The sequence below is a fragment of the Streptomyces sp. NPDC091281 genome (assembly GCF_044757425.1).
Lineage (GTDB): Bacteria > Actinomycetota > Actinomycetes > Streptomycetales > Streptomycetaceae > Streptomyces.
This window is the reverse complement of record NZ_JBIVUY010000003.1, coordinates 87,755-113,231: the sequence shown is the minus strand read 5'-3', so window position 1 is coordinate 113,231 and position 25,477 is coordinate 87,755. Positions and strand designations below refer to the sequence as shown.

General features: G+C 74.4%; 21 protein-coding genes and 2 riboswitches. Of the genes, 16 read left to right on the top strand and 5 right to left on the bottom strand.

Annotation, left to right across the window (positions count from 1 at the left end):
* The 3 genes from ACIQPQ_RS09400 to ACIQPQ_RS09390 are packed head-to-tail and all read left to right on the top strand — an operon-like array spanning position 1 to position 3,073.
* On the top strand, positions 1 to 1,191 hold the full coding sequence (locus tag ACIQPQ_RS09400; RefSeq protein WP_401301868.1) for a FecCD family ABC transporter permease: 1,191 nt from the start codon (positions 1 to 3) through the stop codon (positions 1,189 to 1,191).
* Complete coding sequence (locus ACIQPQ_RS09395; RefSeq protein ID WP_401301865.1) at positions 1,188 to 2,030, top strand: ABC transporter ATP-binding protein; 843 nt, start codon at positions 1,188 to 1,190, stop codon at positions 2,028 to 2,030. The genes ACIQPQ_RS09400 and ACIQPQ_RS09395 overlap by 4 nt, the downstream gene beginning before the upstream one ends.
* Positions 2,024 to 3,073 (top strand): ABC transporter substrate-binding protein, encoded by a 1,050-nt coding sequence (locus tag ACIQPQ_RS09390; RefSeq protein WP_401301863.1) that lies wholly within the window; start codon positions 2,024 to 2,026, stop codon positions 3,071 to 3,073. The genes ACIQPQ_RS09395 and ACIQPQ_RS09390 overlap by 7 nt, the downstream gene beginning before the upstream one ends.
* 139 nt (positions 3,074 to 3,212) lie before the next feature.
* On the opposite strand, the gene ACIQPQ_RS09385 is transcribed toward ACIQPQ_RS09390, so the two are convergent.
* Positions 3,213 to 5,072, bottom strand: coding sequence for an ABC transporter ATP-binding protein (locus tag ACIQPQ_RS09385; protein WP_401301860.1), 1,860 nt, complete (start codon positions 5,070 to 5,072; stop codon positions 3,213 to 3,215).
* Positions 5,065 to 6,858: an ATP-binding cassette domain-containing protein gene (locus ACIQPQ_RS09380; RefSeq protein WP_401301857.1), complete on the bottom strand. Its 1,794-nt coding sequence runs from the start codon at positions 6,856 to 6,858 to the stop codon at positions 5,065 to 5,067. The genes ACIQPQ_RS09385 and ACIQPQ_RS09380 overlap by 8 nt, the downstream gene beginning before the upstream one ends.
* Positions 6,859 to 7,099: 241 nt before the next feature.
* Here ACIQPQ_RS09380 and ACIQPQ_RS09375 point away from each other — a divergent pair, with 241 nt between their 5' ends.
* Together ACIQPQ_RS09375 and ACIQPQ_RS09370 are read left to right on the top strand one after the other, a co-directional pair.
* The gene (locus ACIQPQ_RS09375; protein WP_401301854.1) at positions 7,100 to 8,971 is read left to right on the top strand and encodes an SIP domain-containing protein; all 1,872 of its coding nucleotides are present in this window, start codon (positions 7,100 to 7,102) and stop codon (positions 8,969 to 8,971) included.
* A 220-nt stretch (positions 8,972 to 9,191) separates the two neighbouring features.
* Positions 9,192 to 9,635, top strand: a complete 444-nt coding sequence (locus ACIQPQ_RS09370) for a hypothetical protein (protein ID WP_401301851.1) — start codon at positions 9,192 to 9,194, stop codon at positions 9,633 to 9,635.
* Positions 9,636 to 9,783: 148 nt separating this feature from the next.
* On the opposite strand, the gene ACIQPQ_RS09365 is transcribed toward ACIQPQ_RS09370, so the two are convergent.
* Complete coding sequence (locus tag ACIQPQ_RS09365; RefSeq protein WP_401301848.1) at positions 9,784 to 11,121, bottom strand: NtaA/DmoA family FMN-dependent monooxygenase; 1,338 nt, start codon at positions 11,119 to 11,121, stop codon at positions 9,784 to 9,786.
* Positions 11,122 to 11,412: 291 nt separating this feature from the next.
* Positions 11,413 to 11,606: riboswitch (cobalamin riboswitch) on the top strand.
* A 254-nt stretch (positions 11,607 to 11,860) separates the two neighbouring features.
* Here ACIQPQ_RS09365 and ACIQPQ_RS09360 point away from each other — a divergent pair.
* The 8 genes from ACIQPQ_RS09360 (at position 11,861) to ACIQPQ_RS09325 (ending at position 19,197) form a co-directional block, all read left to right on the top strand.
* Positions 11,861 to 13,402, top strand: coding sequence for a CoA-acylating methylmalonate-semialdehyde dehydrogenase (locus ACIQPQ_RS09360; protein WP_401301845.1), 1,542 nt, complete (start codon positions 11,861 to 11,863; stop codon positions 13,400 to 13,402).
* Between the two features lie 6 nt (positions 13,403 to 13,408).
* Positions 13,409 to 14,557: an acyl-CoA dehydrogenase family protein gene (locus tag ACIQPQ_RS09355; protein WP_401301842.1), complete on the top strand. Its 1,149-nt coding sequence runs from the start codon at positions 13,409 to 13,411 to the stop codon at positions 14,555 to 14,557.
* A complete protein-coding gene (locus tag ACIQPQ_RS09350; protein WP_401301839.1) occupies positions 14,554 to 15,690 on the top strand; it encodes an enoyl-CoA hydratase/isomerase family protein in 1,137 nt (378 codons plus the stop codon). The genes ACIQPQ_RS09355 and ACIQPQ_RS09350 overlap by 4 nt, the downstream gene beginning before the upstream one ends.
* Positions 15,687 to 16,586 carry a 3-hydroxyisobutyrate dehydrogenase gene (gene mmsB, locus ACIQPQ_RS09345; protein ID WP_401301836.1) on the top strand — a complete coding sequence of 300 codons (900 nt, stop codon included), beginning with the start codon at positions 15,687 to 15,689 and terminating at the stop codon, positions 16,584 to 16,586. Before ACIQPQ_RS09350 ends, mmsB begins: the two co-directional genes overlap by 4 nt.
* Entirely contained in the window at positions 16,583 to 17,401 is an 819-nt protein-coding gene (locus ACIQPQ_RS09340; protein ID WP_401301834.1) for an enoyl-CoA hydratase, read from the top strand. The genes mmsB and ACIQPQ_RS09340 overlap by 4 nt, the downstream gene beginning before the upstream one ends.
* 127 nt (positions 17,402 to 17,528) lie before the next feature.
* A riboswitch (adenosylcobalamin (AdoCbl) riboswitch) is annotated at positions 17,529 to 17,630 on the top strand.
* 47 nt (positions 17,631 to 17,677) lie between these two features.
* Positions 17,678 to 17,896: a CbtB-domain containing protein gene (locus ACIQPQ_RS09335; protein WP_383780920.1), complete on the top strand. Its 219-nt coding sequence runs from the start codon at positions 17,678 to 17,680 to the stop codon at positions 17,894 to 17,896.
* Between the two features lie 19 nt (positions 17,897 to 17,915).
* A complete protein-coding gene (locus ACIQPQ_RS09330) occupies positions 17,916 to 18,674 on the top strand; it encodes a CbtA family protein (protein ID WP_401301830.1) in 759 nt (252 codons plus the stop codon).
* Between the two features lie 223 nt (positions 18,675 to 18,897).
* The gene (locus ACIQPQ_RS09325; protein ID WP_401301828.1) at positions 18,898 to 19,197 is read left to right on the top strand and encodes a hypothetical protein; all 300 of its coding nucleotides are present in this window, start codon (positions 18,898 to 18,900) and stop codon (positions 19,195 to 19,197) included.
* A 63-nt stretch (positions 19,198 to 19,260) separates the two neighbouring features.
* Here ACIQPQ_RS09325 and ACIQPQ_RS09320 read toward each other — a convergent pair whose 3' ends face one another.
* Complete coding sequence (locus tag ACIQPQ_RS09320; protein WP_401301825.1) at positions 19,261 to 19,857, bottom strand: histidine phosphatase family protein; 597 nt, start codon at positions 19,855 to 19,857, stop codon at positions 19,261 to 19,263.
* Between the two features lie 52 nt (positions 19,858 to 19,909).
* On the bottom strand, positions 19,910 to 21,409 hold the full coding sequence (locus tag ACIQPQ_RS09315) for a short-chain fatty acyl-CoA regulator family protein (RefSeq protein WP_401301822.1): 1,500 nt from the start codon (positions 21,407 to 21,409) through the stop codon (positions 19,910 to 19,912).
* Between the two features lie 174 nt (positions 21,410 to 21,583).
* Here ACIQPQ_RS09315 and ACIQPQ_RS09310 point away from each other — a divergent pair, with 174 nt between their 5' ends.
* The 3 genes from ACIQPQ_RS09310 to ACIQPQ_RS09300 all read left to right on the top strand — a co-directional run bounded on the left by ACIQPQ_RS09310 (position 21,584) and on the right by ACIQPQ_RS09300 (position 25,266).
* A complete protein-coding gene (locus ACIQPQ_RS09310) occupies positions 21,584 to 23,158 on the top strand; it encodes an MmgE/PrpD family protein (protein WP_401301819.1) in 1,575 nt (524 codons plus the stop codon).
* Positions 23,158 to 24,063 (top strand): methylisocitrate lyase, encoded by a 906-nt coding sequence (gene prpB, locus ACIQPQ_RS09305; protein WP_401301817.1) that lies wholly within the window; start codon positions 23,158 to 23,160, stop codon positions 24,061 to 24,063. The genes ACIQPQ_RS09310 and prpB overlap by 1 nt, the downstream gene beginning before the upstream one ends.
* A gap of 69 nt (positions 24,064 to 24,132) precedes the next feature.
* On the top strand, positions 24,133 to 25,266 hold the full coding sequence (locus tag ACIQPQ_RS09300) for a bifunctional 2-methylcitrate synthase/citrate synthase (RefSeq protein WP_401301814.1): 1,134 nt from the start codon (positions 24,133 to 24,135) through the stop codon (positions 25,264 to 25,266).
* Positions 25,267 to 25,477: the final 211 nt, after the last annotated feature.

The following is a 25,477-nucleotide window of genomic DNA, read 5'->3' as shown; positions in this document are numbered from 1 at the left end:
GTGCCCAAGGCGACCCCGTCCCACGACGGCACCCCGCAGGCGTGGGACCGGCCCACCGAGCCCCCGGCGCCGCCCCCCGCACCCCGCTCTCCTGCCGAGTCCACCACCGACACCGGCCTCCCCACGAGCATCGACGACCCCGGCCTCCCCGCGTCCACCACCGACACCGTGCGCCGCCTGCGCGCCGCACACCGTGCCGCCGTACGCCGTACGGTCGTCGTGGCCGCGGCCCTCGCGGTGGTGCTGCTCGGCCTGCTGGCGGCGTCGCTGCTGCTGGGCGGTCTGCGCGGGATGACCGTCGCCGACGTGCTGCCCGCCGCGTTCGGTCTGCGCACCGGGCTCGCGGACTACGTCATGCACGGCATCCGCTTCCCGCGCGCCCTCACGGCGCTCCTCTCGGGCGCCCTGTTCGGCCTCTCCGGCGCCCTCTACCAGCGGCTGATCCGCAACCCGCTGGCCACCCCGGACATCGTCGGCATCTCGGCGGGCGCAGGCGCGGGCGCCGTCACCGTGCTGCTGTACGCGCCCGCGTTCGCCTTCGGTGTCGAAGCCGCCGCCATCGGCGGGGCGTTCGCCATGGTCGGGCTGGTCCTCGCGCTGAGCAGGCGCGGCGGCCGGGTCGACACCTACCGGCTGGTCCTCATCGGCATCGGCATGGCCGCGGTGTGCACCGCCTACGTCAACTACCTCCTCACCGCCGCCGGGGAGCAGAGCCTCGCCCAGGTGATGCGCTGGCTCATCGGCAGCGTCAGCGGCGCCACCTGGGACGGCGTCACCAAGCTCGCCGTCGGGCTCGGCGTGTGCGTGATCGTCGCGCTGCCGCTGACCCGGGCGCTCGGCGCGATGTCCCTCGGCGACCAGCTCGCCTCGGGACTCGGCACCCGGGTCCCGGCGGCCCGCGTCGGCGCGCTGCTGCTGGGCGCCGCCGCCGCGGCCCTGGCCACCAGCGTCACCGGCCCCATCGGTTTCGTGTCCCTCGTCGCCGGTCCCATCGCGGTACGGCTCGTCGGCGCCGACCGGGCCGTCCCGCTCGCCGTCCCGGTCGGCGCGGCGATCGTGCTCGGCGCGGACGTCGCCGCGCAGCACGCCCCGCTGGTCTCGCCCGTGCCCACCGGTGTCCTCACGGCGCTGTTCGGCGCCCCGTACTTCGTCTGGCTGATCCTCCGGCGCAGACCAGGAGCCTCCTCATGAGCAACCCCGTCTCCACGGCGCCGTCCCCGGCGCTCGCCGCCCGCTCGGTCACCGCCGGGTACGACGGCCGCACCGTCCTCGCCGACCTCTCCCTGGAGATCGCGCCGGGCCGCATCACGGCGCTCGTCGGCCCCAACGCCTGCGGCAAGTCGACCCTGCTCAAGTCCCTGGCCCGGCTGCTGCCGGTCGCCGCCGGGACGGTCCTGCTGGACGGCCGCGACATCCACGCCCTCCCGACCCGCGAGGTGGCCCGCCGCCTCGGCATCCTCCCGCAGTCGCCCATCGCCCCGGAGTCCATCACCGTCGGCGACCTGGTCTGGCGGGGCCGCCACCCGCATCAGCGGTTCGGCAGCCGCCGCAGCGCCGCCGACGACCTCGTCATCGCGCAGGCGCTGGAGGCCACCGGCACCGCCGCCCTCCTCGACCGGCCGGTCGACCAGCTCTCCGGCGGCCAGCGGCAGCGCGTGTGGATCGCGCTCGCCCTCGCCCAGGAGACGCCGACGCTGCTGCTGGACGAGCCGACCACCTATCTCGACATCGCCCACCAGATCGAGGTCATGGACCTGCTCGCCGACCTCAACGAGCAGACCGGAAAGACCATCGTCCTGGTCTCCCACGATCTCAACCAGGCCGCCCTGTACGCCTCGACGATCGTCGCCATGCGCGACGGCCGCATCGTGCGGCAGGGCACCCCCCACGAGGTCCTCACCGAGCGGACGGTCGCCGAGGTCTTCGGACTCGACTGTCTGGTCGTACCCCATCCCCGGTCCGACCGGCCCCAGATCTTCCCCCTGGGCCGGCGGCACCTCGACACCACCCAGGAGAACCACCCGTGCTGACCCTCACCGACGGCAGAGGCCGTCACCTCCGCCGCGGCGTCCTCGCGCTGACCGCAGCCCTGTCCCTGAGCCTGGTCGCCGCGTGCGGCGGCGACTCCTCCGACGACGACAGCGCGTCGGCGGAGCCCAAGGCCGCGGCCGGCGGCGCCTTCCCGGTCTCGCTGAAGAGTGCCTGGGGCAGCAGCGAGGTGAAGAAGAAGCCCGTCAAGGTCGCCACGGTCTCCGACGGCGACACCGCGATCGCCCTCGCCCTCGGCGTCGTCCCGGTCATCACCCCGGACATCGAGGACGGCGACAAGCCCGCCGAGTACAAGCAGCGCGCCCTCGACAAGCTCGGCGTCGACAAGCTGAAGACGTACGACGACACCGACGGCACCGCCTACGAGGACATCGCCGCGGAGGCGCCCGACATCATCCTCGGCGTCAACACCTGGGAGATGGACAAGGACTACGCGAAGCTGTCCCCGATCGCGCCGGTCGTCACCTACACCGACAAGGCGCAGGCCGACACCATGACCTGGCAGGACCGTCTCAAGACGGCCGCGAAGGCGCTGGGTCTGGAGAAGAAGGCCGAGGAGGTCATCGCGGCCACCGAGAAGACCACCGCCGACGCGGCCGCCGCGCACCCGGAGTTCAAGGGCAAGACGTACACGTACGCCGTGTCGCACCCCGAGCAGATCAGCTTCATGTCCTACGCCGACCAGGACCCGGGCGTCTTCGAACAGCTCGGCTTCACCAAGACCGACAAGGCGAAGAGCTACGGGCCGGACAAGAACGGCATCAGCCTGGAGAACCTCGACCAGCTCGACGCGGACGTCCTCCTCGTCTCCTACCCGTTCGGTGACCGGGGTGTCATCAGCCCCAAGGAGCTGGAGAACAACAAGCTGTTCAAGACCCTGGGCGCCGTCAAGGGCAACCACTACGCGGTCATCCCCTCGGACAACATGCTCGCCGCCGCCCTCGCCTACCCGGACGCGCTGAGCGCCCCCTGGGTCGTCGAGCAGCTGACCCCGATCCTGGCGAAGGCCGTCGCGGGCAAGTAACCCCCGCACCGCACGCCACCCCCCACCGGCCCCGCCCGCACCCGAGTGCGGCGGGGCCGTGGCACGTCCGGGCCGCGCCCGCGACGGCGGGCGCCCCGGATCACCGGAGCACCCTGGGCCGCCGCGGGGTGCGCGCGGGTCACCCGTCTTCGGTGCCCCGCGGCAGCGTCAGCCGCCGGGTGGCGCGGGCGATGGTGTCGCCGCGGTGGGCGATGACGATCAGGGTGCGGTCCGCGCCGGCCGCCGCGAGGGCGTCCTCGATACGGGCGGCGGTGTCGTGGTCCACGCCCGCGGTCGCCTCGTCGAGGACGAGTACGGCCGGATCGGTGAGGAACGCCCGTACGATCGCCACGAGTTGCCGCTCGCCCGCCGAGAGCCCGCGGTCGGTGAGCGGCGTGTCCAGGCCGTCCGGCAGGCCGTCGGCCCACGCCGTCAGACCCAGTCGGCCGAGACCGGCCGTGATCCGCTCCCGGTCGGGGGAGGCGGCCGTCATCGCCAGGTTCTCCGCCAACGTGCCCTCGACCAGGGCGACTTCCTGGGGCACGAGGACGATCCGCCGCCGCAGCTGGTCCGGGTTCAGGTCGGCCAGGTCGTGGCCCGCGAACGTGACCCGCCCCCGGTCGGGCGGGTACAGGCCCGCCAGCAGCTTGCCGAGGGTCGACTTGCCCGAGCCGGTCTCCCCGACCACGGCCAGCCGGTCGCCCGGCCGCACGGTCAGGGTGAGGCCGTCCAGCACCGCCCGACCGCCGGGATCGTGCGCGAACACGACGCCCTCGGCACGCAGTTCACCGCGCGCGGGCAGCACGCCGGAAGCCGGGGGAGCCTTCGGTGCCGACCGCGCCGACCCGTCCGACCATTCCGACCGCGCCGACGGCGTCGGTGGTGCCGCCGGTGTCGTGGCCGTGAGCAGGTCGAGCAGCCGGGCGAGGCGGACGTGCGCCTCACGGGCGTCCCCGACCGAACCCGCCAGGTCCTCGGAGCGCGCCAGCATGTCCCGCGTCGCCAGGACGAACACCACGGCGGTGCCGGTGGTGAGCAGCCCCCGCCCCATCAGCGCCGCGCTCAGGACGAGCAGCACCGCCAGCGCCCCGGCCTGCACCAGCGCCAGCCGGTTGAGCACGAGGTCGGCCCGGACCTGGACGACGCGGGCGTCGAGCAGCCGGTCGGTGTCCCGGCCGAACCGCTCCAGCCAGCGCGGCACGCTCCCGCTGATCCACAGCTGCTCCCGCGCGGGCAGCGACTCCCCGAACGTGGCGGCGACGTCCGCCTCGGCCTCGGCCAGCCCGGCGTAGGCCGGTCCCGACCGGCGGTGGAACGCCCGTACGACCATAAGGGCGAGCGGTACGAACAGGACGAGCAGCGCCAGCGCCAGGTGCCAGGACGAGAGCAGGAGCAGTACGACGGTGAACGCCAGGACCGCCGCGGCGGACACCAGGTCGGGCAGGGTGCCGCCCGCGAACGCGGCCAGCCCGGCGATCTCGCCGGTGAGCCTGCGGTGCAGCTCGCCCGCCCGGTGCCGTTCCAGGAACCGCAGCGGCGCCGCGCCGACCGCCGCCGTCGCCCGGTCCCGGAGCGTGGCGAGGATGCGCTCGCCCACCCGGACGAGCGTGGTGCGCGACAGCCAGACCAGCGCGGCGGCCAGCACCGTGAGCAGCGCCAGCAGGGCGAGCCGCCGCAGGAGGAGGTCCATGTCGCGGTCGGCGGCGGCGTCGACCACCCGTCCGGTGACGGCCGTCGACGCCACCGCGAGGGCGGCCCCGGCCAGGTTCAGGACGGCGGTCCCGGCGACGGCGAGCCGCAGCCGCACGGGCACCAGGCGCAGCACCCGCCGGAACACGGCCCGCTGGTCGGGCAGCGCGCCCAGGACGACCGGGGCGGCCGGGGCCCCCGCGTCGGCGGGCTCGCGGGGACCCGGCACGGAGGGGCGGGGCGCGGAAGGGGCCGGCCCGGAGGGGCTCGGCGTGGTGGGGCTGCTCGGCATGGCGGGGCTCTCAGACACGGACGGGTTCCGTCCTCGGGGCGGTCAGGGTGATCTCGCGGTCGGCGAGGGCGCGTACGGCGGGGGAGTGGGTGGCGAACACCACGACCTGTCCGGTGGTCGCCGCGCGCAGCCGCGCCAGCACCTCCGTCTCGGTGGCCGCGTCCAGCGCGGAGGTGGTGTCGTCGAGCAGGAGGGCCGGGCTGTGGTGCAGCAACGCGCGGGCGAGGGCGACGAGTTGCCGCTGGCCGCCGGACAGTGCGCGGCCCCGCTCGCCGACCTGGGTGCCGGTGCCGTCCGGCCGTCCGGCGAGCGCCAGGTCGAGGCCCGCCGCCCGGCAGGCCGCGGTCAGGGCCTCGGGGGCGTGGTCGCCGGTCAGGAGCAGGTTCTCGGTGACGGTGCCCCGCATCAGCACGGGCGCCTCCGGCACGAACCCCACGGTGAGCGGCGGGAGTTCGGCGAGGGGGCGACCGCCGAGGGTGACGGTGCCGTCGGCGGCGAGCAGCAGTCCGGCCACAGCCCGCAGCAGGGCGCTCTTGCCGCTCCCCGTGGGCCCGGTCAGCGTGATCCACTCACCCCGGCGCGCGGTGAGGTCGAGGGGCCCCAGCGGAGCCCGGCCCGGCCGCCGCACCGTGAGACCCCGCACCACCAACTCGCCCTCCCCGCCGCCCTCCTGGACGGACCTCGACCCCGCCACCGGGCCCGGTGAAGCCGCCGTACGGCCCGATCCGCCCCCACCGGAGGCGACCTCCCCGGCATCGACCGCTCCAGAGGCGACTTCTCCGGAGGCGACCCCTCGGGCGGTGGCCTCCCCGGCGTCGAGCACCGCCGCGATGCGCCGCGCCGCGACCCGCGCGTCCGTGCGGTCGCCCAGCCGGTTGACGACCGCCGACACGGCCACCGACACCGTGCCCATCCACAGCACGAACGTGGTGAGCTGACCGACGGTGATCCGGCTGTCCACGGCCGCCGGACCACCGATCAGCAGGCCTGCCACGACGGCGAGTTGGGGGACGGCGAAGGCGGTCGCCTCCCACAGGGAGGACACCGCGCCGAGCCGCAGCGTGTGCCGGGTGACCTCCGCGCTGTGCCGGTGGTGGCGGGCCACCATCAGCCGGTCGGCGCCGACCCCGCGCAACGACAGGACCGCCGACAGGAGTTCCTCGACCGTGCCGGACCGGCGGGCGTGCGCGCGGGCCAGCCGCTCGGAGCGGGCCCCGTACAGCGGCGGGAAGAACCGGTTGACCAGCAGCAGCACCGGCACCGTGGCGGCGGCCACCAGCAGCAGCGCCGGATCGAGCCGGGCCAGCGACGGCACCAGCACCAGCACCGTCGTCCCGATCACCACCCAGGTGGTGAGGCCGTGCACCCAGTACACGACGGTCTCCACGTCCCGCGAGGCCCGCGTCGTCAGATCCCCGGACGCGACCGCCCCCTCGGCCGCGGGGTCCGCCGGGCGGCCCGCGTTCTCCAGCACCGAGCGCAGCAGCCGCGTCCGCAGCCAGGCGGCGGCCCCCGCCTCGGCGAGGTTGCTCCACAACTGCCAGCCCCGCATGCCCGCGTACTCCGCGACCGCGACGCCGACCAGTGCCGCCGCGTACCAGGCCGCGCGCGCCGGATCGCCGTGCCGCACCGCCGAGTCCACGGCGAGCCCCAGCAGCCAGGGCAGGGCGAGGAACGAGCACTGGCGCAGGACGGCCCACGCGACGGCTCTCAGGATCTGCGGGCGGGCCACGCGCAGGCACTGCCGCAGCAGCTCCGCGTCGACGGGGCGGGACCGGGCGCGGGGGTGGGGGAGAGGAGACACCGCCGCACCGTACGGCCGTACCGGCGGGCCCGGTCGAAGCCGCCGGGCCGGATCATCGAAGCCGCCGCCCACCCCCCCACCACCGGGGTCGCCGCCCCACCGCAGCCAGGCCGCCGAGGGGCAGCCGCTCGCGCGCAGGTCGCCCGCCGAGTGCCAGGAACCCGGACGGAGGGTTGGATGCGCGGCCCGCGGGCCCGCCTAGCCTGGGCGGGCCCGCCCGGATGTCCAAGGAGCCGCCCGTATGTCCCGCAACCCCCGCTCGGTCGTCACGTTCCCCATCGTGCTGAGGGAGCTGACCGTGCTGAACGTCCGGGACGTCACGCCGGGCATGCGCCGGGTCACGCTCGGCGGGCCGCAGCTCGGGGCGTTCCACAAGGACGGCCTCGACCTGCCGGAGCTGAGCACCGAGGGCTTCGACGACCACGTCAAGTTCTTCTTCGCCGAGGACGGCGCCGACACGCCCGTGCTGCCCGGCCAGAACGTCTCCAGCCTCGACTGGCCCGAGGACGCCCGGCCGCTGACCAAGGACTACACGCCGGTCCGCCACGACACCGAACGCGGCGAGATCGACTTCGACTTCGTGAAGCACGCGGGCGGCGTCGCCTCCACGTGGGCGCAGACCGCCCGCCCCGGCGACGTCACCTGGATCGCCGGACCCAAGATGTCGCACCGGCACCCCGAGGGCGCCGACTGGCTCCTCGTCATCGGCGACGAGACGGCCCTGCCCGCCATCGGCCGCTGGCTGGCCGAGATGCCCGCGGGCACCGTGGCGCACGTCTTCGTCGAGGTCGGCGAGGACAGCCACCGCCAGGAGCTGCCGACCGCCGCAGACGCCCACATCACCTGGCTGGTCCGCCACGGCGCGCCCGCCGGCACGACGACCCTCCTGGAGGACGCCGTCCGCGCCATGGACTGGCCCGAGGGCCGGCCGTTCGTGTGGGCGGCGGGCGAGAGCGTCACCCTCAAGGGCATCCGCCGCCACCTGCGCGTCGACCGCGAGGTGCCGCGCGAACAGACCCACATCACCGGCTACTGGCGCCGCGCCGAACAGCACCCGGCCGCCCCCGCGCCGTCCGCGGGCCCCGAGGAGACGGCGGACGTCCCGGAGGACGACGGGACCGACCCGCACGAGCGGCTGCACGAGCTGACCGACCTCGCCCCCGGCCTCGCGATCCGCTCCGCCGTCACCGTCGGCCTGGTCGACAGCGTCTACCAGGGCGTCCGCACCGCCGCCGACCTCGCCGCCCGCACCGGCACCGAGGAGCGCACCCTGTCCGCGCTGCTCACCTACCTCGTCGACCTGGAGGTGTTCGCCCTCGACGCCGACGGCTACCGCCTCACCCCGGTCGGCGAGGAACTCGTCGAGGACGACCACTCCCTGGAGGAGTACGACCTGACGGGCGCCCAGGCCGCGTTCGACCTGTCGCTGTCCGGACTCCACGAGGCGCTGCGCACCGGGCGCCCCGGCTACCGCACCGCCACCGGACTGCCCCTCGCGGGCGCCCTCGCCGCCGACGAGCACCTGGGCGGGTCGGCGCGCGCCGCCGTCGAGGACGAGGCCGCCTGGATCGCGCCCGGCATCCGCACCGGCCACGACTGGTCCGCCGCCGAGTCGGTCACCCTCGCGGGCAGCGGCGCGGCGGCTGTCGCCAACACCCTGGTCCGTGCCTGCCCCGGCCTGCGGGTGCGGATCTCGGCGCTGCCGTCCGTGCTGCGGACCGTCGCGGACACCGTGCTGGAGTCCGACGTCCTGCCGCGCGTCGAACTCGTCGCCCGCAGCGGCGCCGTACCGCCCGGCGACACGCGGGTGCTGCTGGTCAAGGCCCTCGACGTCCTCACCGACGAGGACGCCGTCCTCGCGCTCACCGAGAACGCGGCCGGACTCGCGGAGGGCGGCGTCCTGCTCCTGGCCGAGCTGGTCGAGGGCCCGGCCGGGGTCACCGAGGACGCCGAGGCCGCCCTCCACCACCTGCGCCTCAAGGCCGCGTTCGGCTCCGGCCTGCGCTCCGAGCAGGACATCACCGACCTCGCCGCCCGCGCGGGCCTGCGCGTCCGCGCCGTCCGCGACATCGGCTGGGACCACCGCCTGTGGGAGCTTCTCCCGGCGAACTAGCGTCGCCGCCCGCCGGTCGCGGGGCGACCGTGCCGTCTCTGCACGGGAGTCCGTTGTCGAAAAGAATCGGATGGGCTGCTTGAGATGGAAATACGGTATTGGTCTGAAGTTCTTCCGGTCTTGCGGGGTCGCTTGCCGAATGTCAATCGAAGAACTAAGGTCCGATTGTTCGTTCGGCGCTGCTATGCGTTGATAATGGCGTGATTCATGTACGGGAGAAATGCAGTTGATTCGAATCCTCAAGCGTGTGGGTGTCCTGGCTGTTGCCGTAACCGCAACGCTCCTTTCTTCGGTTCCCGCGCAGGCGTATCCCTTCTGGCAGGCCGTCAACACCAACGCGAACTGGCATTGTGGGCCGACAACGCATCACGTTGCCTCCACCAAGGTGTTTTTCCAAAGCTGCATAGTGCTCACGCCGGACCGTAAGAAGGGGCAGTCGGTCCTTGTCGTGCGGAACGATGCGAGTGTTGCCATCAGCATTCACGGCACCACCAACAATAACTTTGGTGGCTCGGCACCCTGCAATGTCAGCACGCTCAATCCAGGCCGTCTCACAGGCTGCTACGGCCCTACTGTCAGCGTCGTAGGACTCGCTCTCAAAGCAGATGGGCACCTGGTGATGAACAACATCGGGGATGAAACCCAAGTTGCCACCCTGCTCTGACGCACCGCCAGCCCCCCCCGCGAGAATTTCCGTGTCCGAAAAGGCGCGGGGATTCTGGTCTCGTGGTCGCCTCTTGCCACGTCGCGCCACCTGGTCTGCCACCACTCACTGGCGTGAATGCCGCCGTGGGTCCGGGGGCGAGTGCGCCTCAGCCCCTCCTCCCCTTGCTTGTCCGGTCCTCTGTGGGCGCGGCCCCCGCCCCCGGCGCGGGCAGCCCCAGGTTCTCCCGCAGTGTCGTCCCGGCGTAGTCCTCGGCCACGATGCGCCGTCTGCGCAGCTCGTGCAGCAGGCCGTCGACGACGAAGTCGTGCTGGGCGGGGTCGGCGAGGCCGGGGAGGTTGATGACGTCGACGACGCCCGCCCGGAAGCGTTCCTCCACGGCGTCCGCGATCTGCTCGGGGGTGCCCGCGACCGCCCAGTGCCCGGTGTCCTGGGCGGCCACGATCAGCTCCCGTAGGGTGCGGCCCTCGCGGGCGTACCCGGAGAAGATCTCCACCCGGCCGCGCCGCCCGCGCACCGAGGCGAGGTCGGGCAGCAGCGACTCCGGGAGCGGCGCGTCCAGCCGCAGTCCGGACAGGTCGAGCCCGCCGCCGAGCATGTCGGCGACCTGGCCCCGGCCCCGTTCGAAGTCGATCGACTCCCGCCGCTCGCGCACCCGTTGCCGTGCCTGGGCCTCGGTCGCGCCGAAGGTGGCGTGCAACGAGCTGAAGATCAGGGGCAGTCCGGGCGCCCGCCCCAGCGACCGGGCCCGCTCGCGGATGCGGTGGGTGAAGTCGCGGGCGATGTCCAGGGTGGGGAGCGAGGTGAACACCACCTCGGCGTGGCGGGCGCCGAGTTCGACGCCCGCCGCCGACTGCCCGGCCTGGAACTGCACCGGCCGCCCCTGCGGCAGCGGCGGGATGTTCAGCGGACCGGCGACGTCGAAGAACCGCCCGGAGTGGTGGATCGGCCGGACCCGCGACCGGTCGAGCACCGCCCGCCCGTCGGGACCGGCGGTGAGCGCGCCCGGTTCCCAGCTGTCCCAGAGGGAGTTCACGACGGCGAGGACCTCGGCGGCGCGGGCGTAGCGCTCGTCGGGGCCGGGCAGCTCGCCGGGGCCGTAGTTCTCCTCGCCGAGCGCCGAGGTCACCAGGTTCCAGGCCGCGCGGCCGTTGCTGACGTGGTCGAGAGTGCCGAACAGCCTCGCCAGGTTGAAAGGATGGTGGAACGTCGTGGACACGGTGGCGATGAGCCCGATCCGGGACGTCACCTGGCTCAGCGCGGACACGAACACCAGCGGTTCCTGCGACCCGATGGCGCCCTGCGCGTCGAACCGCAGCAGGTCGGCGGTGAACAGGGCGTCGATACGGGCCGCCTCCGCGAGCCGCGCGACCCGTACGGCGGTGTCCAGGGTGGACCGCGCCGGGTCCACCGCCAGGTCGTAGGTCTCCGACGTCCCCCCGGCGCCGGTCACGGTCCTGAGCGTTCTGGGCTGCTGGGCGCTCATGCGTCATCCTTCTCGCGTGCGGGGCCGACTGCGGCGGAGGTGGTCTCCGCCCCTCATGTCAGCGAGCCCCGCGCGAGCGGGCATTCCTGCCGGATGTGACAACCGCTTGTCAGTCGTGTGTACACGGTCGCGGGCGGCCGGGTCCGCGCAGCCCCACCGGCCCGGCGGGGGACGGTCGCGCACCCGGGGCCGCCCCGCCCGACGAACGTCTCGGACGCCGGACGGCACGCACGCCGGACGTCATGTACCGCGAAAGTCCGAAAAACCACCCGGCAGGTCTGGTGGATTTACTAGGACGTCCAACTATATAGTCGCGACGAAGGCCCGCGGTGCAGGGAAGCCGGTGTGATTCCGGCACGGTCCCGCCACTGTGACCGGGGAGTACGCCGTCGAGCAGCACGCCACTGACGCGAAGGACGTCGGGAAGGCGGACGGCGCGCGCTGATCCGGGAGTCAGGATACCGGCCGCGGGATGTTCCGTGTTGTCCACGAGGATGGAGCTGACACGCATGGCACCGGTGCGCACCCACGACCCCGGCGGAGGCCGGCCCCTGCCCGCTCCCGGGCACCCCTCCCGGCCCCGTTCCGCGCCGCCCTCGCGGCCCGGAGCGTGACCGCCGTCGTCCGACGGTCCGCACGCCATACGTACTCTCGCGCGACCCCCGTGCCCGCACGCCCCGGCGTGCCGTCACGGCCCGGCCGCGCGCCGTCCCGGATCACCTGACGAGAGCAGGCACCGATGGTCCGCGTACCAGAACACCCCGCACACGACCGCGCCCCCGTGCGTGAGTTGACCCACTTCGTCGGCGGAAAGCACGTCCCGGGCACCTCCGGGGCCTTCGGCGACGTCCACGACCCCAACACGGGTGAGGTCCAGGCCCGCGTGCCGCTCGCCGACCGCGCCGAGACCGAGGCCGCGATCGCCGACGCGCGGCGCGCCCAGGCCGCCTGGGGCGAGTGGAACCCGCAGCGCCGCGCCCGCGTCCTGCTGCGCTTCCTCCAGCTCGTCGAGCAGGAGAAGGACGCGCTGGCGCGGCTGCTCTCCGCCGAGCACGGCAAGACGATCGCCGACGCCCACGGCGACCTCCAACGCGGCCTGGAAGTCGTCGAGTTCGCGGCGGGCATCCCGCACCTGCTGAAGGGCGAGTTCACCGACAACGCCGGGACCGGCATCGACGTCCACTCGCTGCGCTCCCCGCTCGGCGTCGTCGCCGGGATCACCCCGTTCAACTTCCCCGCGATGATCCCCCTGTGGAAGGCCGCCCCCGCCCTGGCCTGCGGCAACGCCTTCATCCTCAAGCCCTCCGAACGCGACCCGTCCGTCCCGCTGCGGCTCGCGGAACTCTTCCTGGAGGCGGGCCTGCCGCCCGGCGTCCTCAACGTCGTCAACGGCGGCCGGGAAGCCGTCGACACGCTGCTCACCGACCCCCGCGTCGCCGCCCTCGGCTTCGTCGGCTCCACCCCGGTCGCCGCGCACGTCTACGCCACCGCCGCCGCCCACGGCAAACGCGCCCAGTGCTTCGGCGGCGCCAAGAACCACCTGATCGTCATGCCCGACGCCGACCTCGACCAGGCCGTCGACGCCCTGATCGGCGCGGGCTACGGCTCGGCGGGCGAACGCTGCATGGCCATCTCGGTCGCCGTCCCCGTCGGCGAGGCCACCGCCGACGCCCTCGTCGCCCGCCTCGCCGACCGCGTCCGCGCCCTGCGCATCGGCCGCAGCGACGACCCCGAGGCCGACTTCGGCCCCATGGTCGGCCGCGACGCCGTCGACCGGGTCCGCTCCTACGTCGACCTCGGCGTCAAGGAGGGCGCCGAACTCGTCGTCGACGGACGGGACTTCACCCTCCCCGGCCACGAGAACGGCTTCTTCGCCGGAGCCTCCCTCTTCGACCGGGTCACCCCCGACATGCGCATCCACCAGGAAGAGATCTTCGGCCCCGTACTCAGCGTCGTCCGCGCCCCCGACTACGAGGCCGCCCTCCGCCTGCCCAGCGAGCACGTCTACGGCAACGGCGTCTCCCTCTTCACCCGCGACGGCGACACCGCCCGCGACTTCACCCGCCGCGTCGACACCGGCATGGTCGGCGTCAACGTGCCCATCCCGGTGCCCGTCGCCTACCACACCTTCGGCGGCTGGAAGCGGTCCGGCTTCGGCGACCTCAACCAGCACGGCCCCGACGCGATCCGCTTCTACACCCGCACCAAGACCGTCACCTCCCGCTGGCCCGCCGCCGGGCTGCGCGAGGGCGCCGGCTTCACGATCCCCACGATGAGCTGAGCGCCGATGACCGTCACCCTCCTCACCGAGGACCAGCAGGCCCTCGTCGAGACCACCCTCGACTTCACCCAGGACCACCTCGCCCCGCACGCCCTCGACTGGGACCGCGACAAGCACTTCCCCGTCGACGTCCTGCGCAAGGCCGCCGGACTCGGCCTCGGCGGGGTCTACGTCCGCGAGGAGTCCGGCGGTTCGGGCCTCACCCGCGCCGACGGCGTCCTCGTCTTCGAGACCCTCGCCTCCGGCTGCCCGGCCGTCGCCGCCTACCTCTCCATCCACAACATGGTCGCCTGGATGGTCGACCGCTACGGCGACCCCGCCCAGCGCGAACGCTGGCTGCCCCGGCTGTGCGCCATGGACGACCTCTCCAGCTACTGCCTGACCGAACCGGGCGCCGGGTCCGACGCCGCCGCCCTCACCACCCGCGCCGTCCGCGACGGCGACCACTGGACGCTCACCGGCGTCAAACAGTTCATCTCCGGCGCGGGCGCCGCCCAGCTCTACCTGGTCATGGCCCGCACCGGCGGCGACGGGCCCTCCGGCGTCTCCGCGTTCCTCGTCGACCGCGACGACCCCGGCCTCTCCTTCGGCCCGGACGAACGCAAGATGGGCTGGAACGCCCAGCCCACCCGGCAGGTCCTTCTCGACGCCGTCCGGGTGCCCGCCGACCGGCTCCTCGGCGGCGAGGGCCAGGGCTTCCGCATCGCCATGAACGGCCTCAACGGGGGCCGCCTCGGCATCGCCGCCTGCTCCCTGGGCGGCGCCCGCAGCGCCCTGGACCGCAGCCTCGTCCACCTCGCCGACCGTGAGGCGTTCGGCATGCGGCTCCTCGACGCGCAGGCCCTGCGGTTCCGCCTCGCCGACATGGCGACCGAGCTGACCGCCGCCCGCGCCCTCGTCCACCAGGCGGCCCGCGCCCTCGACGCGGGCGACCCGCAGGCGCCGTACCTCTGCGCGATGGCGAAGCGCTTCGCCACCGACACCGGGTACACGGTCGCGGACCGCGCGCTCCAGCTGCACGGGGGGTACGGCTACCTCAGCGAGTACGGCATCGAGAAGATCGTGCGCGACCTGCGCGTGCACCAGATCCTGGAAGGGACCAACGAGATCATGCGAGTCATCGTGGCACGGGGCCTGACGGAGGCGTTCGGATGAGCGGCACCCCCGCCGGTGAATCCGGCGCGTCCACACCGAGCGGCCCCGCGCCCGGTCCCGCCGAGGACGCCTCCACCGTCCTGCTCAGCACCACCGGCCGGACCGCGCGCATCGTCCTCAACCGGCCCCGCGCCCTCAACGCCCTCGACCACGCCATGGTCCGCCGTATCGACGCCGCCCTCTCCGCCTGGGAGCAGGACCCGGCCGTGGAGGCCGTCGTGATCAGCGGTGCGGGGGAGCGCGGGCTGTGCGCGGGCGGCGACATCCGGGCCATCCACGACGACGCCCGCGACGGCGACGGCTCCGCCGCGGCCGCGTTCTGGCGCGACGAGTACCACCTCAACGCCCGTATCGCCCGCTACCCCAAGCCCTACGTCGCCCTCATGGACGGCTTCGTCATGGGCGGCGGCGTCGGCGTCTCCGCGCACGGCAGCGTCCGCGTCGTCACCGAGCGGTCCGTCGTCGCGATGCCGGAGACCGGCATCGGCTTCGTGCCCGACGTCGGCGGCACGCACCTGCTCGCCCTAGCCCCCGGCGAACTCGGCACCTACCTCGCCCTGACCGGCGCCTACCTCGACGCCGGGGACGCCCTCCTCACCGGTCTCGCCGACCACTACGTCCCCTCCGACGCGCTCGGCGCCCTCACCGACGACCTCGCGGCGCTCCCCGTGCGCGATGCCCTCGCCCGGCACGTACGGCCCGCTCCGGACGGGGAGTTGGTCCGGGACCGGGAGTGGATCGACGCCTGTTTCGCCGCCGACACGGTGGAGGAGATCATGCGGCGCCTCCTCGCCCACGGCGGCCCGGCCGCCAAGGAGACCGCCGAGACCCTCCTCACGAAGTCCCCGACCTCCCTCAAGGTCACCCTGGCCGCCCTGCGCCGGGCCCGCCGCCTCGGCCCGCTGGAGCGGGTCCTCGACCAGGAGTACCGCGTCTCCTGCGCCGCCCTGGCCACCCACGACCTCGTAGAGGGCATCCGCGCCCAGGTCGTGGACAAGGACCGCGACCCGCACTGGTCCCCGGCGACCCTCGCCGAGGTCACCGACGCCGACGTGGCCCGCTTCTTCGCCCCGCTCGGCGACCGCGAACTCGGCCTCGCCCCGGCCGGACCCACCGAGGAGGAGGCCTGGTGAGCGCCGTCGTCGCCTTCGTCGGACTCGGCCACATGGGCGGCCCGATGGCCGCCAACCTGGTGAAGGCCGGACACCGCGTCCGCGGCCACGACCTCGTCCCGGACGCCCTCGCCGCCGCCGTCACCGCGGGCGTCGAGGCCGCCGCCTCCGCCGCCGGGGCGGTCGCGGACGCCGACGTCGTCGTCACCATGCTGCCCGCCGGACGGCACGTCCTCGGGCTGTACGACGAGATCCTCGCCGCCGCCCGCCCCGGCACCCTCTTCGTCGACTGCTCCACCATCGACGTCGCCGACGCCCGCACCGCCCACGAACGGGCCGTGACGGCGGGGATGCGGGCCCTGGACGCCCCCGTCTCCGGCGGCGTGGTGGGTGCCGAGGCCGCCACTCTCACCTTCATGGCGGGCGGCGGCGACGCGGAGTTCGCCGAGGCCCGGCCCCTGCTGGAGGCCATGGGCCGCCGGGTCGTGCACTGCGGCGGCCCCGGCGCCGGACAGGCCGCGAAGATCTGCAACAACATGATCCTCGGCGTCTCCATGATCGCCGTCAGCGAGGCCTTCGTCCTCGGCGAACGCCTCGGCCTCTCCCACCAGGCGCTCTACGACGTGGCCTCCGCCGCGTCCGGGCAGTGCTGGGCGCTCACCGTCAACTGCCCCGTCCCCGGCCCCGTTCCGGCCAGCCCCGCCAACCGCGACTACCGGCCGGGCTTCGCCGCCGCCCTCATGGCGAAGGACCTCGGCCTCGCCGCCGACGCCGCCCGCGCCACCGGCACCGACACGGAACTCGGGCGCCGGGCGGCTGAGTTGTACGCGGCCTACGCCGAACAGGTCGGTGCCGCCGAGGACTTCTCCGGCATCGTCCGCACCATCCGCGACCGGGGAGAGGAGCGCACCGCATGACGGGCGTACGGGAGAGCGACGGGGCGACCGGTGGTCCGGCGGGGGAGTACGAGACGATCCGGGTCGAGCGCGAGGGCCGTACCGCCCTGATCACGCTGGACCGGCCGAAGGCCCTCAACGCGCTGAACCTGAAGGTCATGGAGGAGGTCGTGGCCGCCGCCGAGGCCCTGGACCGGGACCCGGAATGCGGCTGTGTCGTCATCACCGGCTCGGAACGGGCCTTCGCGGCCGGGGCCGACATCAAGGAGATGGCCGACCGCGACTACCTCGACATGTACCTCACCGACTGGTTCACCGCCTGGGACCGCCTCGGGCAGCTCCGCACGCCGACGGTCGCGGCGGTCGCCGGGTACGCGCTCGGCGGCGGCTGCGAACTGGCCCTGCTCTGCGACATCGTGCTCGCCGCCGACACGGCCGTCTTCGGCCAGCCGGAGATCAAGCTCGGCGTCATCCCCGGCATCGGCGGCTCCCAGCGCCTGACCCGCGCCGTCGGCAAGGCCAAGGCGATGGAGCTGTGCCTCACCGGCCGCACCATGGACGCAGCCGAGGCCGAACGCGCCGGACTCGTCTCCCGGATCGTCCCCGCCGACGCGCTGCTCGGCGAGGCACGCGCCGTCGCCGCGACCGTCGCCGGGATGTCCCTGCCGGTGGCGATGATGGCGAAGGAGGCCGTCGGCCGCGCCTTCGAGACGACCCTCGCCGAGGGCGTCCGCTTCGAACGCCGCCTGTTCCACGCGGTGTTCGCCACCGCCGACCAGAAGGAGGGCATGGCCGCCTTCACGGAGAAACGGCCGCCCGTCTTCCGCCACCGGTAGGCCCCGCGGCGCGCCCCCGGCGCAGGCCGGGCGGCGCGCCGGTAAGGGTTCGGTGTGAGGGGCTCCCCGGCGGGGGTCCGGCCCTTGGCCAGGACCTCCGCCGGGGAGTACCGTCCCGTCCGGTATCGACGACGGACACGGAAGCCGGTGGAAATCCGGCACGGTCGCGCCACTGTGAACGAGCCGCCCCACCGCGGGCCGCCCGTGAGTCAGACCCTTGGCCGTCGTCCTGTGCACCACCGAGATGGGACGCGAACTCCCAGAGGAGGCCCCGCCATGGCGCAGCATGTCGCCCCGCCCGCCAGCACCCCCGCCGTACCGGCCCGACTGCCGCTGAGGGACATCGCGCCCTGGGCGGTCTTCTTCGGCGTCCTGATGCTGGTGCTGCTGTACTTCGTCGGCGCCGAGCAGGGTGCCACCGCCGTCGTCTCCGGCGAGGACGTCCACGAGTGGGTGCACGACGCCCGCCACCTGCTCGGCTTCCCCTGCCACTGACGAGGGGCGCCGCACTTCCATGAACTCCGCGATCGTCCGTAACCTCCTCGTCCGCGGCATGCTCGCCGGCCTCGGTGCCGGTGTCCTCGCCCTGGTCGTCGCCTACTTCCTCGGCGAGCCGAACGTCGACAGCGCCATCGGCTTCGAGGAGTCCCACGCCCCCGCTCACGAGCACGAGGTCGAACTCGTCTCGCGCGGCCTCCAGTCCACCGCGGGCCTGGCCACCGGCATCCTCGTCTACGGGGTCGCCTTCGGCGGCATCGCCGCGCTCGCCTTCTGCTTCGCGCTCGGCCGCGTCGGCCGCTTCGGCCCCCGCGCCACCGCCCTGCTGCTGTCGGGCGCCGCGTTCGTCGCCGTGTACGCGGTGCCGTTCTTCAAGTACCCGGCGAACCCGCCCGCGGTCGGCGACCCCGACACCATCGCCCGCCGCACCACCCTGTACTTCCTGATGATGGTGCTCAGCGTGCTGCTCGCGGTCGCCGCGGTGATCGTCGGCAAGCGGCTCGCCCCCCGGCTGGGCACCTGGTACGCCACCGTCGCCGCGGTGGCCGGTTTCCTCGTCGTGATCGGGCTGGCGTACGCCTTCCTGCCCACGGTGAACGAGGTGCCCGGCGACTTCCCGGCCGCCCTGCTGTGGCGGTTCCGGCTCTCCGCCCTCGCCCTCCAGGCCACGCTGTGGGCCGGATTCGGCCTCGTCTTCGGCGAACTCGCCGAACGCCTGATCCACCCCCGGCCGGCCGCGGTTCCCGCGGGCGCGGCGGCTGCCTCCCCGCAGTGAGCCGACCGAGCCGTCCGGCACGACGGGAGGGCCCGCGGAACCGTCCGCGGGCCCTCCCGCGTTCTCCCGGTGACCCCGCCGGACCGACTCCGTCACCGGCACGGCACTTCAGGACGGGCAGGACACCATGCGCGAACGACCGGGCCGATTAGCCACGGACCCCGACCGCGGAGACTTCGACCGCGGGGACGGGACCGGCGGCGAGGAGCGCAGGAGGAGCCGAGTGAGCCGACAACCCCAGCCGCGCCGCATCACCCTCGGCGGTCGCGAGGCGGTCGCCCTCACCCCGGAGGAGTACGCCCAACTCGTCGCCAGCCGACGGCAGATCGGCGGCCAGAGCGCCCGCGTCCGGGTGCTCGGTGAACAGGTGCGGCGCACCGACCGCCTCCTGCGGGAACTGGAGACCCTGGTCGCCGCACCCGGCGAGGGCTGCACGCACCCGCCGGACCCCGACCCCGCCCCCGGCTGCCTGCGCTGCGCCGTGGCCGACCTGCTCCGCCGCCACCGGGACACCGGCCGCTGAACTCCCGTACGCGCGGGACCGGTCCGTACGAGCGGCCGGGATCGGCCTGTCCGGGCGGCCGGGTCAGTCCGTGGCCGTGTTCGTGGTCGCGTCGAGCGGACGGCCGAGCCGCAGGTTCCAGCGCCCGGACCGCCCGCTGACCTCGGTCGCCGTCAACGGCGCCACGTCCAGCCGCCAGAACGCCTCCACGGGCGCCCCCACCACCCGCACCACCACGGCCCGTACGACGTCCGGCTCGACCACCGCGACCGTACGGCCCTCGCCCGCCGCCGCGTCCAGCCACACGGCGACCCGGTCGCACAGGTCCCGTACGGACTCCCCGCCGTGCGGCGCCGACGCGGGGTCCGCGAGCCAGCGGGCCACCGCCTCCGGCTCCGCCGCGCCGACCTCGGCCAGCGTCAGGCCGCGCCACCGGCCCACGTCCAGCCCCGCCAACCCGGCCGCCACGGAGGCCTCCTGGACGTCGAGACCGAGCGCCGCCGCCGTCTGACGGCACCGCGCCGACGGCGACGTCACCACGCGCGTACCGCCGGGCAGCGACCCGGCCGCCGCGCGGGCCCGCGCCGCCCCGGCGGGCTCGATCGACGCGCCGTCGTCGAAACGGACCTCCCGCAGCGAGGCGTTCATCGCGGGCGGGACGAAGGTGACACGGCTGGTCACACGCGTACTCCTGACGGGAGGGAGACAGAGAACGGCGAGCGGGCCACGGTGCTCACGGGGTGCGCGCCTCCACCGGGTACGGCACGTACGTCCGCCGGTCGGGGTCGACGGCGAGGCGTCCTCCGGCCGGGGGCCGGGCGCGCTGCGCGCAGTCGCGGCGTTCGCAGATGCGGCAGCCCAGGCCGATGGGTGTGGCCGCGCGGGGGTCGTCGAGGGCGATGCCCTCGGCGTAGACGAGGCGGTGTGCGTGCCGTAGTTCGCAGCCCAGGGCGATCGCGAACTCGGCGCGCGGCGCGTGGTGCCCGAATCCGCCGCGGGTGATGGTGCGGGCGATCCAGAAGTACCGTTTCCCGTCGGGCATCTCGGCGACCTGGGTGAGTATCCGGCCGGGCGCGGAGAACGCCTCGTACACGGTCCACAGCGGGCAGGTGCCGCCGAGGCGGGAGAAGTGGAAGTCGCTCGCGGACTGGCGTTTGGAGATGTTCCCGGCCCGGTCGACGCGTAGGAACGAGAAGGGTACGCCCCGGCGGCCGGTGCGCTGGAGGGTGCTGAGCCGGTGGCAGACGGTCTCGAAGCCGACGCCGAACCGGGCCGACAGCAGCTCGACGTCGTAGCGCACCTCCTCGGCCGCCGCGAGGAACGTGCCGTACGGCATCAGGAGGGCGCCCGCGAAGTAGTTCGCGAGACCGATGCGGACCAGGGCGGGCGACTGCGGCGAGGTGAGTTCCTGCGCGCCGTCGGCGAGGGCGCGCAGGAGGGGGCCGTGCTCCAGCAGGGCCAGTTGGGTGGCGAGCTGGAAGGCGCGCTGCCCGTCGCTGAGCCAGGGGGACAGGAACAGCAGCCCGGAGTCCGGGTCGTAGCGGCGGGCGTCGGCGGAACGGCCCGCGGCGGCCCGCACCACACGGACGCCGTGCCGCTCGGCCAGCCGGGCGGTGAGCGGGTCGGCGGTCCGGCCCGGCCGCAGGTCCAGGGCCTCCGCGAGCCGTTCCGCCTCGGCGTCCAGCGGCTCGAAGTGGTTGTGGTGGGCGTAGAAGAAGTCACGGACCTCGTCGTGCGGATCACCCGGCGGCAGCGGCATCCCGTACGGCGCCGGAGCCCCGCCCGCACCGGCACCGGTGGCCGCACCGTGCGCGGAGGCCGTGGGGTCGGGTGAGGCGAGGGCCGCCGTCTGGTCGGCGGCGTCCCGGTAGCGGCGGTGCAGGGCCACCAGGGCGCGGGCGATCTCCGGGTGGTCGCGGGCCGCCTCGGCGATCTCCTCCGGGGCGGGCGGTGCCGTCCCGCACGCCTCGTCGGCGAGCGCGGCCCGCAGATCGGTGGCGAGCCGGTCCTCGTCGGCGTCGGAGAAGAACTCCGCGTCGACTCCGAAGACCTCCGCGATCCGCAGCAGCACCGACGCGGTGAGCGGGCGCCTGCTCTGCTCGATCTGGTTGGCGTAGCTGGTGGAGATGCCCAGCGTGCGGGCCAGGTCGACCTGGTTCATGCCGTGCTCGCGGCGCAGCCGGCGCAGCCGGGCATGGGCGTACACCTTGCGGTCCGCCGTTCGTCCCGCCATGGGCCACCTCCTCAGCACGCGTCCTTGCGAACATAGCATCCGCATCCTTCGCAGAATTCGCAGATTCGCAGCTCGGGAAGGTACGGAATCCGCACGGGGGAGAGGTGGTCCGCGGGGCCGCCGCCGGGGAGGCTCCCCTTGTCAGCCCCGTAGCCCGGCCCTCCGAGGAGTTCTGTGATCGACCATCCCGTCCGCGTCCACCCCAGCGCCGACCGGCTGCCGCGCGAGGAGCAGCTCGCCTGGCGGCTCGCCGCCGTCGCCACCGGCACCGGCGCCCCGGACGCCGAGAGCGCCGCCATGGCCGTCAACCGGATCGTCGACAACGCGGCCGTAGCCGTCGCCGCGCTGGCCCGCCGCCCGGTCGCCGTGGCCCGCGCCCAGGCCACCGCCCACCCGTCCGCCGCCCCCGGCGCGAGCGTCTTCGGCTCGGCCGCCCGGGTCTCCCCGGAGTGGGCCGCGTGGGCGAACGGCACCGCCGTCCGCGAACTCGACTTCCACGACACCTACCTCGCCGCCGACTACTCCCACCCCGGCGACAACATCCCGCCGCTGCTCGCCGTCGCCCAGCACACCCGCCGCACCGGCGCCGACCTGCTGCGCGGCATCGTCGCCGCCTACGAGATCCACGTCGCGCTGGTCAAGGGCATCTGCCTGCACGAGCACCGCATCGACCACGTCGCCCACCTGAGCGCCGCCACGGCGGGCGGGCTGGGCGCGCTGCTGCGGCTGCCGACGGAGACCGTCTATCAGGCGGTCCAGCAGGCCGTGCACACCACGACCGCGACCCGGCAGTCCCGCAAGGGCGAGATCTCCAGCTGGAAGGCGTACGCCCCCGCCTTCGCCGGGAAGGCCGCGATCGAGGCCGTCGACCGGGCGATGCGCGGCGAGACCTCACCGTCGCCGATCTACGAGGGCGAGGACGGCTTCCTCGCCCGGATGCTCGACGGACCCGACTCCGCCTACACGGTGCCGCTGCCCGAAGCGGGCGAGGCGCGCCGGGCCATCCTCGACACGTACACCAAGGAGCACTCCGCCGAGTACCAGGCGCAGGCGATCATCGACCTGGCGCGGCGGCTGCGGGAGAAGACCGGCCCCCTGGACCGGGTCCGCTCGGTGGTCCTGCACACCAGCCACCACACCCACCACGTCATCGGCTCGGGCGCCAACGACCCGCAGAAGTACGACCCCGACGCGAGCCGCGAGACCCTCGACCACTCCGTGCCGTACATCCTCGCGGTCGCCCTGGAGGACGGCGTCTGGCACCACGAGCGCTCCTACGCCCCCGACCGGGCCCGGCGCCCGGAGACCGTGGCGCTGTGGCGGAAGATCACCACGCTGGAGGACCCCGCCTGGACCCGCCGCTACCACGACCCCGACCCGGCCCGGCGCGCCTTCGGCGGACGCGCGGTGATCACCCTGGACGACGGTTCGGTGATCGAGGACGAACTCGCCGTCGCCGACGCCCACCCGGCCGGAGCCCGCCCCTTCGACCGCCCCGCCTACACGGCCAAGTTCCGCACGCTCGCCGAGGGCATCGTCACACCGGACGCCCAGGACCGTTTCCTGGCCGCGGCGGAACGCCTCGCCGACGCCGATGCCGAGGCCGACGGCCTCGACGGGACCGGGGCCGCCGGCCCGGACCGTCCCGGCCCCGCCGCCGGTCTCGACGGGCTCTTCCCCGCCGTCGACACGGAGGCCCTGACGGCTCTCGCCGCCCTGGACGCCCGCCTGCCGAAGGGCCTGTTCTGATGCTGCACACCCGCACCACCCCCGCCGAGCGGCGCCGCGCCCTGCGCGAACGGCTCGCCACCGGACGGCTGCTGACGATGCCGGGTGCCGTCAACCCGCTCTCCGCGCGCCTCATCCAGGACGCCGGTTTCGAGGCCGCCTACCTCTCCGGCGCGGTCCTCGCCGCCGATCTCGGCCTGCCCGACATCGGCCTGACCACGGCCACCGAGGTCGCCGCCCGCGCCCAGCAGACCACCCGCGTCACCGACCTGCCGGTCCTCGTCGACGCCGACACCGGCTTCGGGGAACCCCTCAACGCGGCCCGCACCGTCCAGCTCATGGAGGACGCGGGACTCGCCGGACTCCATCTGGAGGACCAGGTCAACCCCAAGCGCTGCGGCCACCTCGACGGCAAGGCCGTCGTCCCGCGCGCCGACATGACCCGCCGTGTCCGCGCCGCCGTCGACGCCCGACGCGACCCCGGCTTCCTCCTCATGGCCCGCACCGACGCCCGCGCCGTCGAGGGCCTGGCCGCCGCCGTCGACCGCGCGAAGGCCTACGTCGACGCCGGGGCCGACGCGATCTTCCCCGAAGCCCTCGACGGCGAGGCCGAGTTCGAGGCGTTCCGCAAGGCCGTCGACGTGCCCCTCCTCGCCAACATGACCGAGTTCGGCAAGACCCCCCTCCTCGACGCCCGCACCCTGCAGAACCTCGGCTACGACATCGCCCTCTACCCCGTCACCCTGCTCCGCCTCGCCATGGGCGCGATGGAGGACGGCCTGCGCACCCTCGCCGCCGACGGCACCCAGGACACGCTGCTGCCCCGCATGCAGACCCGCTCCCGCCTGTACGAACTCCTCGGCTACGAGGGCTACTCGGCCTTCGACACAGCCGTCCACGACTTCACCCTCCCGCCCGGCCACTGACGCGCGCCCGGCCACCGCCCCGCCCGGCCATCCCTCCGCCCGGCCCCGACCCACGAAGGCAGGCACCCCATGCCCACCACCGTGCCCGAGATCCACCGCGGCCTCGCCGGTGTCGTCGTCGACACCACCGCCATCTCCACCGTCATCCAGGAGACCAACTCCCTCACCTACCGCGGCTATCCCGTCCAGGACCTCGCCGCCCACCGCTCCTTCGAGGAGGTCGCCCACCTCCTCTGGTACGGCGAACTCCCCGACCCCGTTCAGCTGCGGGAGTTCCGGGCCCGCGAACGCGCCCTGCGCCCCCTGGACCGCTCGACCTCCGAACTCCTCGCCCGGCTGCCCGAGACCTGCCATCCGATGGACGTCCTGCGCACCGCCGTCAGCCTGTTCGGCGCCGAGGACCCCACCGAGGACGACGCGGGCCCCACCGCGCAGCGCGTCAAGTCCCTCGCCCTGCTGGCCAGACTGCCCACCGTGGTCGCCGCCGACCAGCGCCGCCGTCGCGGCCTCGCCCCGATCCCGCCCGACCCCGCCCTCGGGTACGCCGAGAACTTCTTCCACATGTGCTTCGGCGCCGTACCGGACCCGGAGGTCGTGCGCTGCTTCGAGATCTCCCTCGTCCTCTACGCCGAGCACAGCTTCAACGCCTCCACGTTCACCGCCCGCGTCGTCACCTCCACCCTCTCCGACCTGCACAGCGCGGTCACGGCCGCGATCGGCGCGCTCAAGGGCCCGCTGCACGGCGGCGCCAACGAGGCCGTGATGCACATGCTCGACGAGATCGGCGACCCGAACCGGGCCGAGACGTGGCTGGACGAGGCGCTCGCCGCGAAGCGGAAGATCATGGGCTTCGGGCACCGCGTCTACCGGCACGGCGACTCCCGCGTCCCCGTCATGCAGGAGGCCCTCGACCGGCTGGTGGCCCGCGCCGCCGACCCCGAGGCGACCCGGCTGGCGACCCTGCACGCGGCGCTGCGGGACGCGATGGCCGACCGCAAGGGCATCCACCCGAACCTCGACTACCCGGCCGGACTCGCCTACCACCTCATGGGCTTCGACACCCCGGTCTTCACGCCCCTGTTCGTGATGAGCCGGATCACCGGCTGGACCGCCCACATCACCGAACAACTCACCCGCAACGCCCTGATCCGCCCCCTCGCCTCCTACGAGGGCCCGGCCCAGCGGGCGGTGCCGCCCGCCTGAGCGGGGCCGGTCACGCGGGGCCCGGTCGGTCGAGCCGGGCCCCTCGGCTCGCGCGGGGTCCGGCTGACGGGCGGGGGGGGGGGGGGGGGGGGCCCCCCCCCCCCCCCCCCCCCCCCCCGCCCCCCCCCAGCCCCCCCCCCCCCCCCCCCCCCCCACCCCCACCGCCACCCCCCCCCCCCCACGCCCCGGCCGCCCCCCCCCCCCCCACCGC

Coding starts and splice junctions, on each gene's coding strand:
- ACIQPQ_RS09355 (WP_401301842.1), top strand. CDS start 13,409: ATGACCGTCACCCTCCTCACCGAGGACCAGCAGGCCCTCGTCGAGACC.
- ACIQPQ_RS09330 (WP_401301830.1), top strand. CDS start 17,916: ATGAACTCCGCGATCGTCCGTAACCTCCTCGTCCGCGGCATGCTCGCC.
- ACIQPQ_RS09350 (WP_401301839.1), top strand. CDS start 14,554: ATGAGCGGCACCCCCGCCGGTGAATCCGGCGCGTCCACACCGAGCGGC.
- ACIQPQ_RS09335 (WP_383780920.1), top strand. CDS start 17,678: ATGGCGCAGCATGTCGCCCCGCCCGCCAGCACCCCCGCCGTACCGGCC.
- ACIQPQ_RS09315 (WP_401301822.1), bottom strand. CDS start 21,409: ATGGCGGGACGAACGGCGGACCGCAAGGTGTACGCCCATGCCCGGCTG.
- ACIQPQ_RS09395 (WP_401301865.1), top strand. CDS start 1,188: ATGAGCAACCCCGTCTCCACGGCGCCGTCCCCGGCGCTCGCCGCCCGC.
- ACIQPQ_RS09365 (WP_401301848.1), bottom strand. CDS start 11,121: ATGAGCGCCCAGCAGCCCAGAACGCTCAGGACCGTGACCGGCGCCGGG.
- ACIQPQ_RS09300 (WP_401301814.1), top strand. CDS start 24,133: ATGCCCACCACCGTGCCCGAGATCCACCGCGGCCTCGCCGGTGTCGTC.
- ACIQPQ_RS09375 (WP_401301854.1), top strand. CDS start 7,100: ATGTCCCGCAACCCCCGCTCGGTCGTCACGTTCCCCATCGTGCTGAGG.
- ACIQPQ_RS09360 (WP_401301845.1), top strand. CDS start 11,861: ATGGTCCGCGTACCAGAACACCCCGCACACGACCGCGCCCCCGTGCGT.
- prpB (WP_401301817.1), top strand. CDS start 23,158: ATGCTGCACACCCGCACCACCCCCGCCGAGCGGCGCCGCGCCCTGCGC.
- ACIQPQ_RS09340 (WP_401301834.1), top strand. CDS start 16,583: ATGACGGGCGTACGGGAGAGCGACGGGGCGACCGGTGGTCCGGCGGGG.
- ACIQPQ_RS09370 (WP_401301851.1), top strand. CDS start 9,192: ATGCAGTTGATTCGAATCCTCAAGCGTGTGGGTGTCCTGGCTGTTGCC.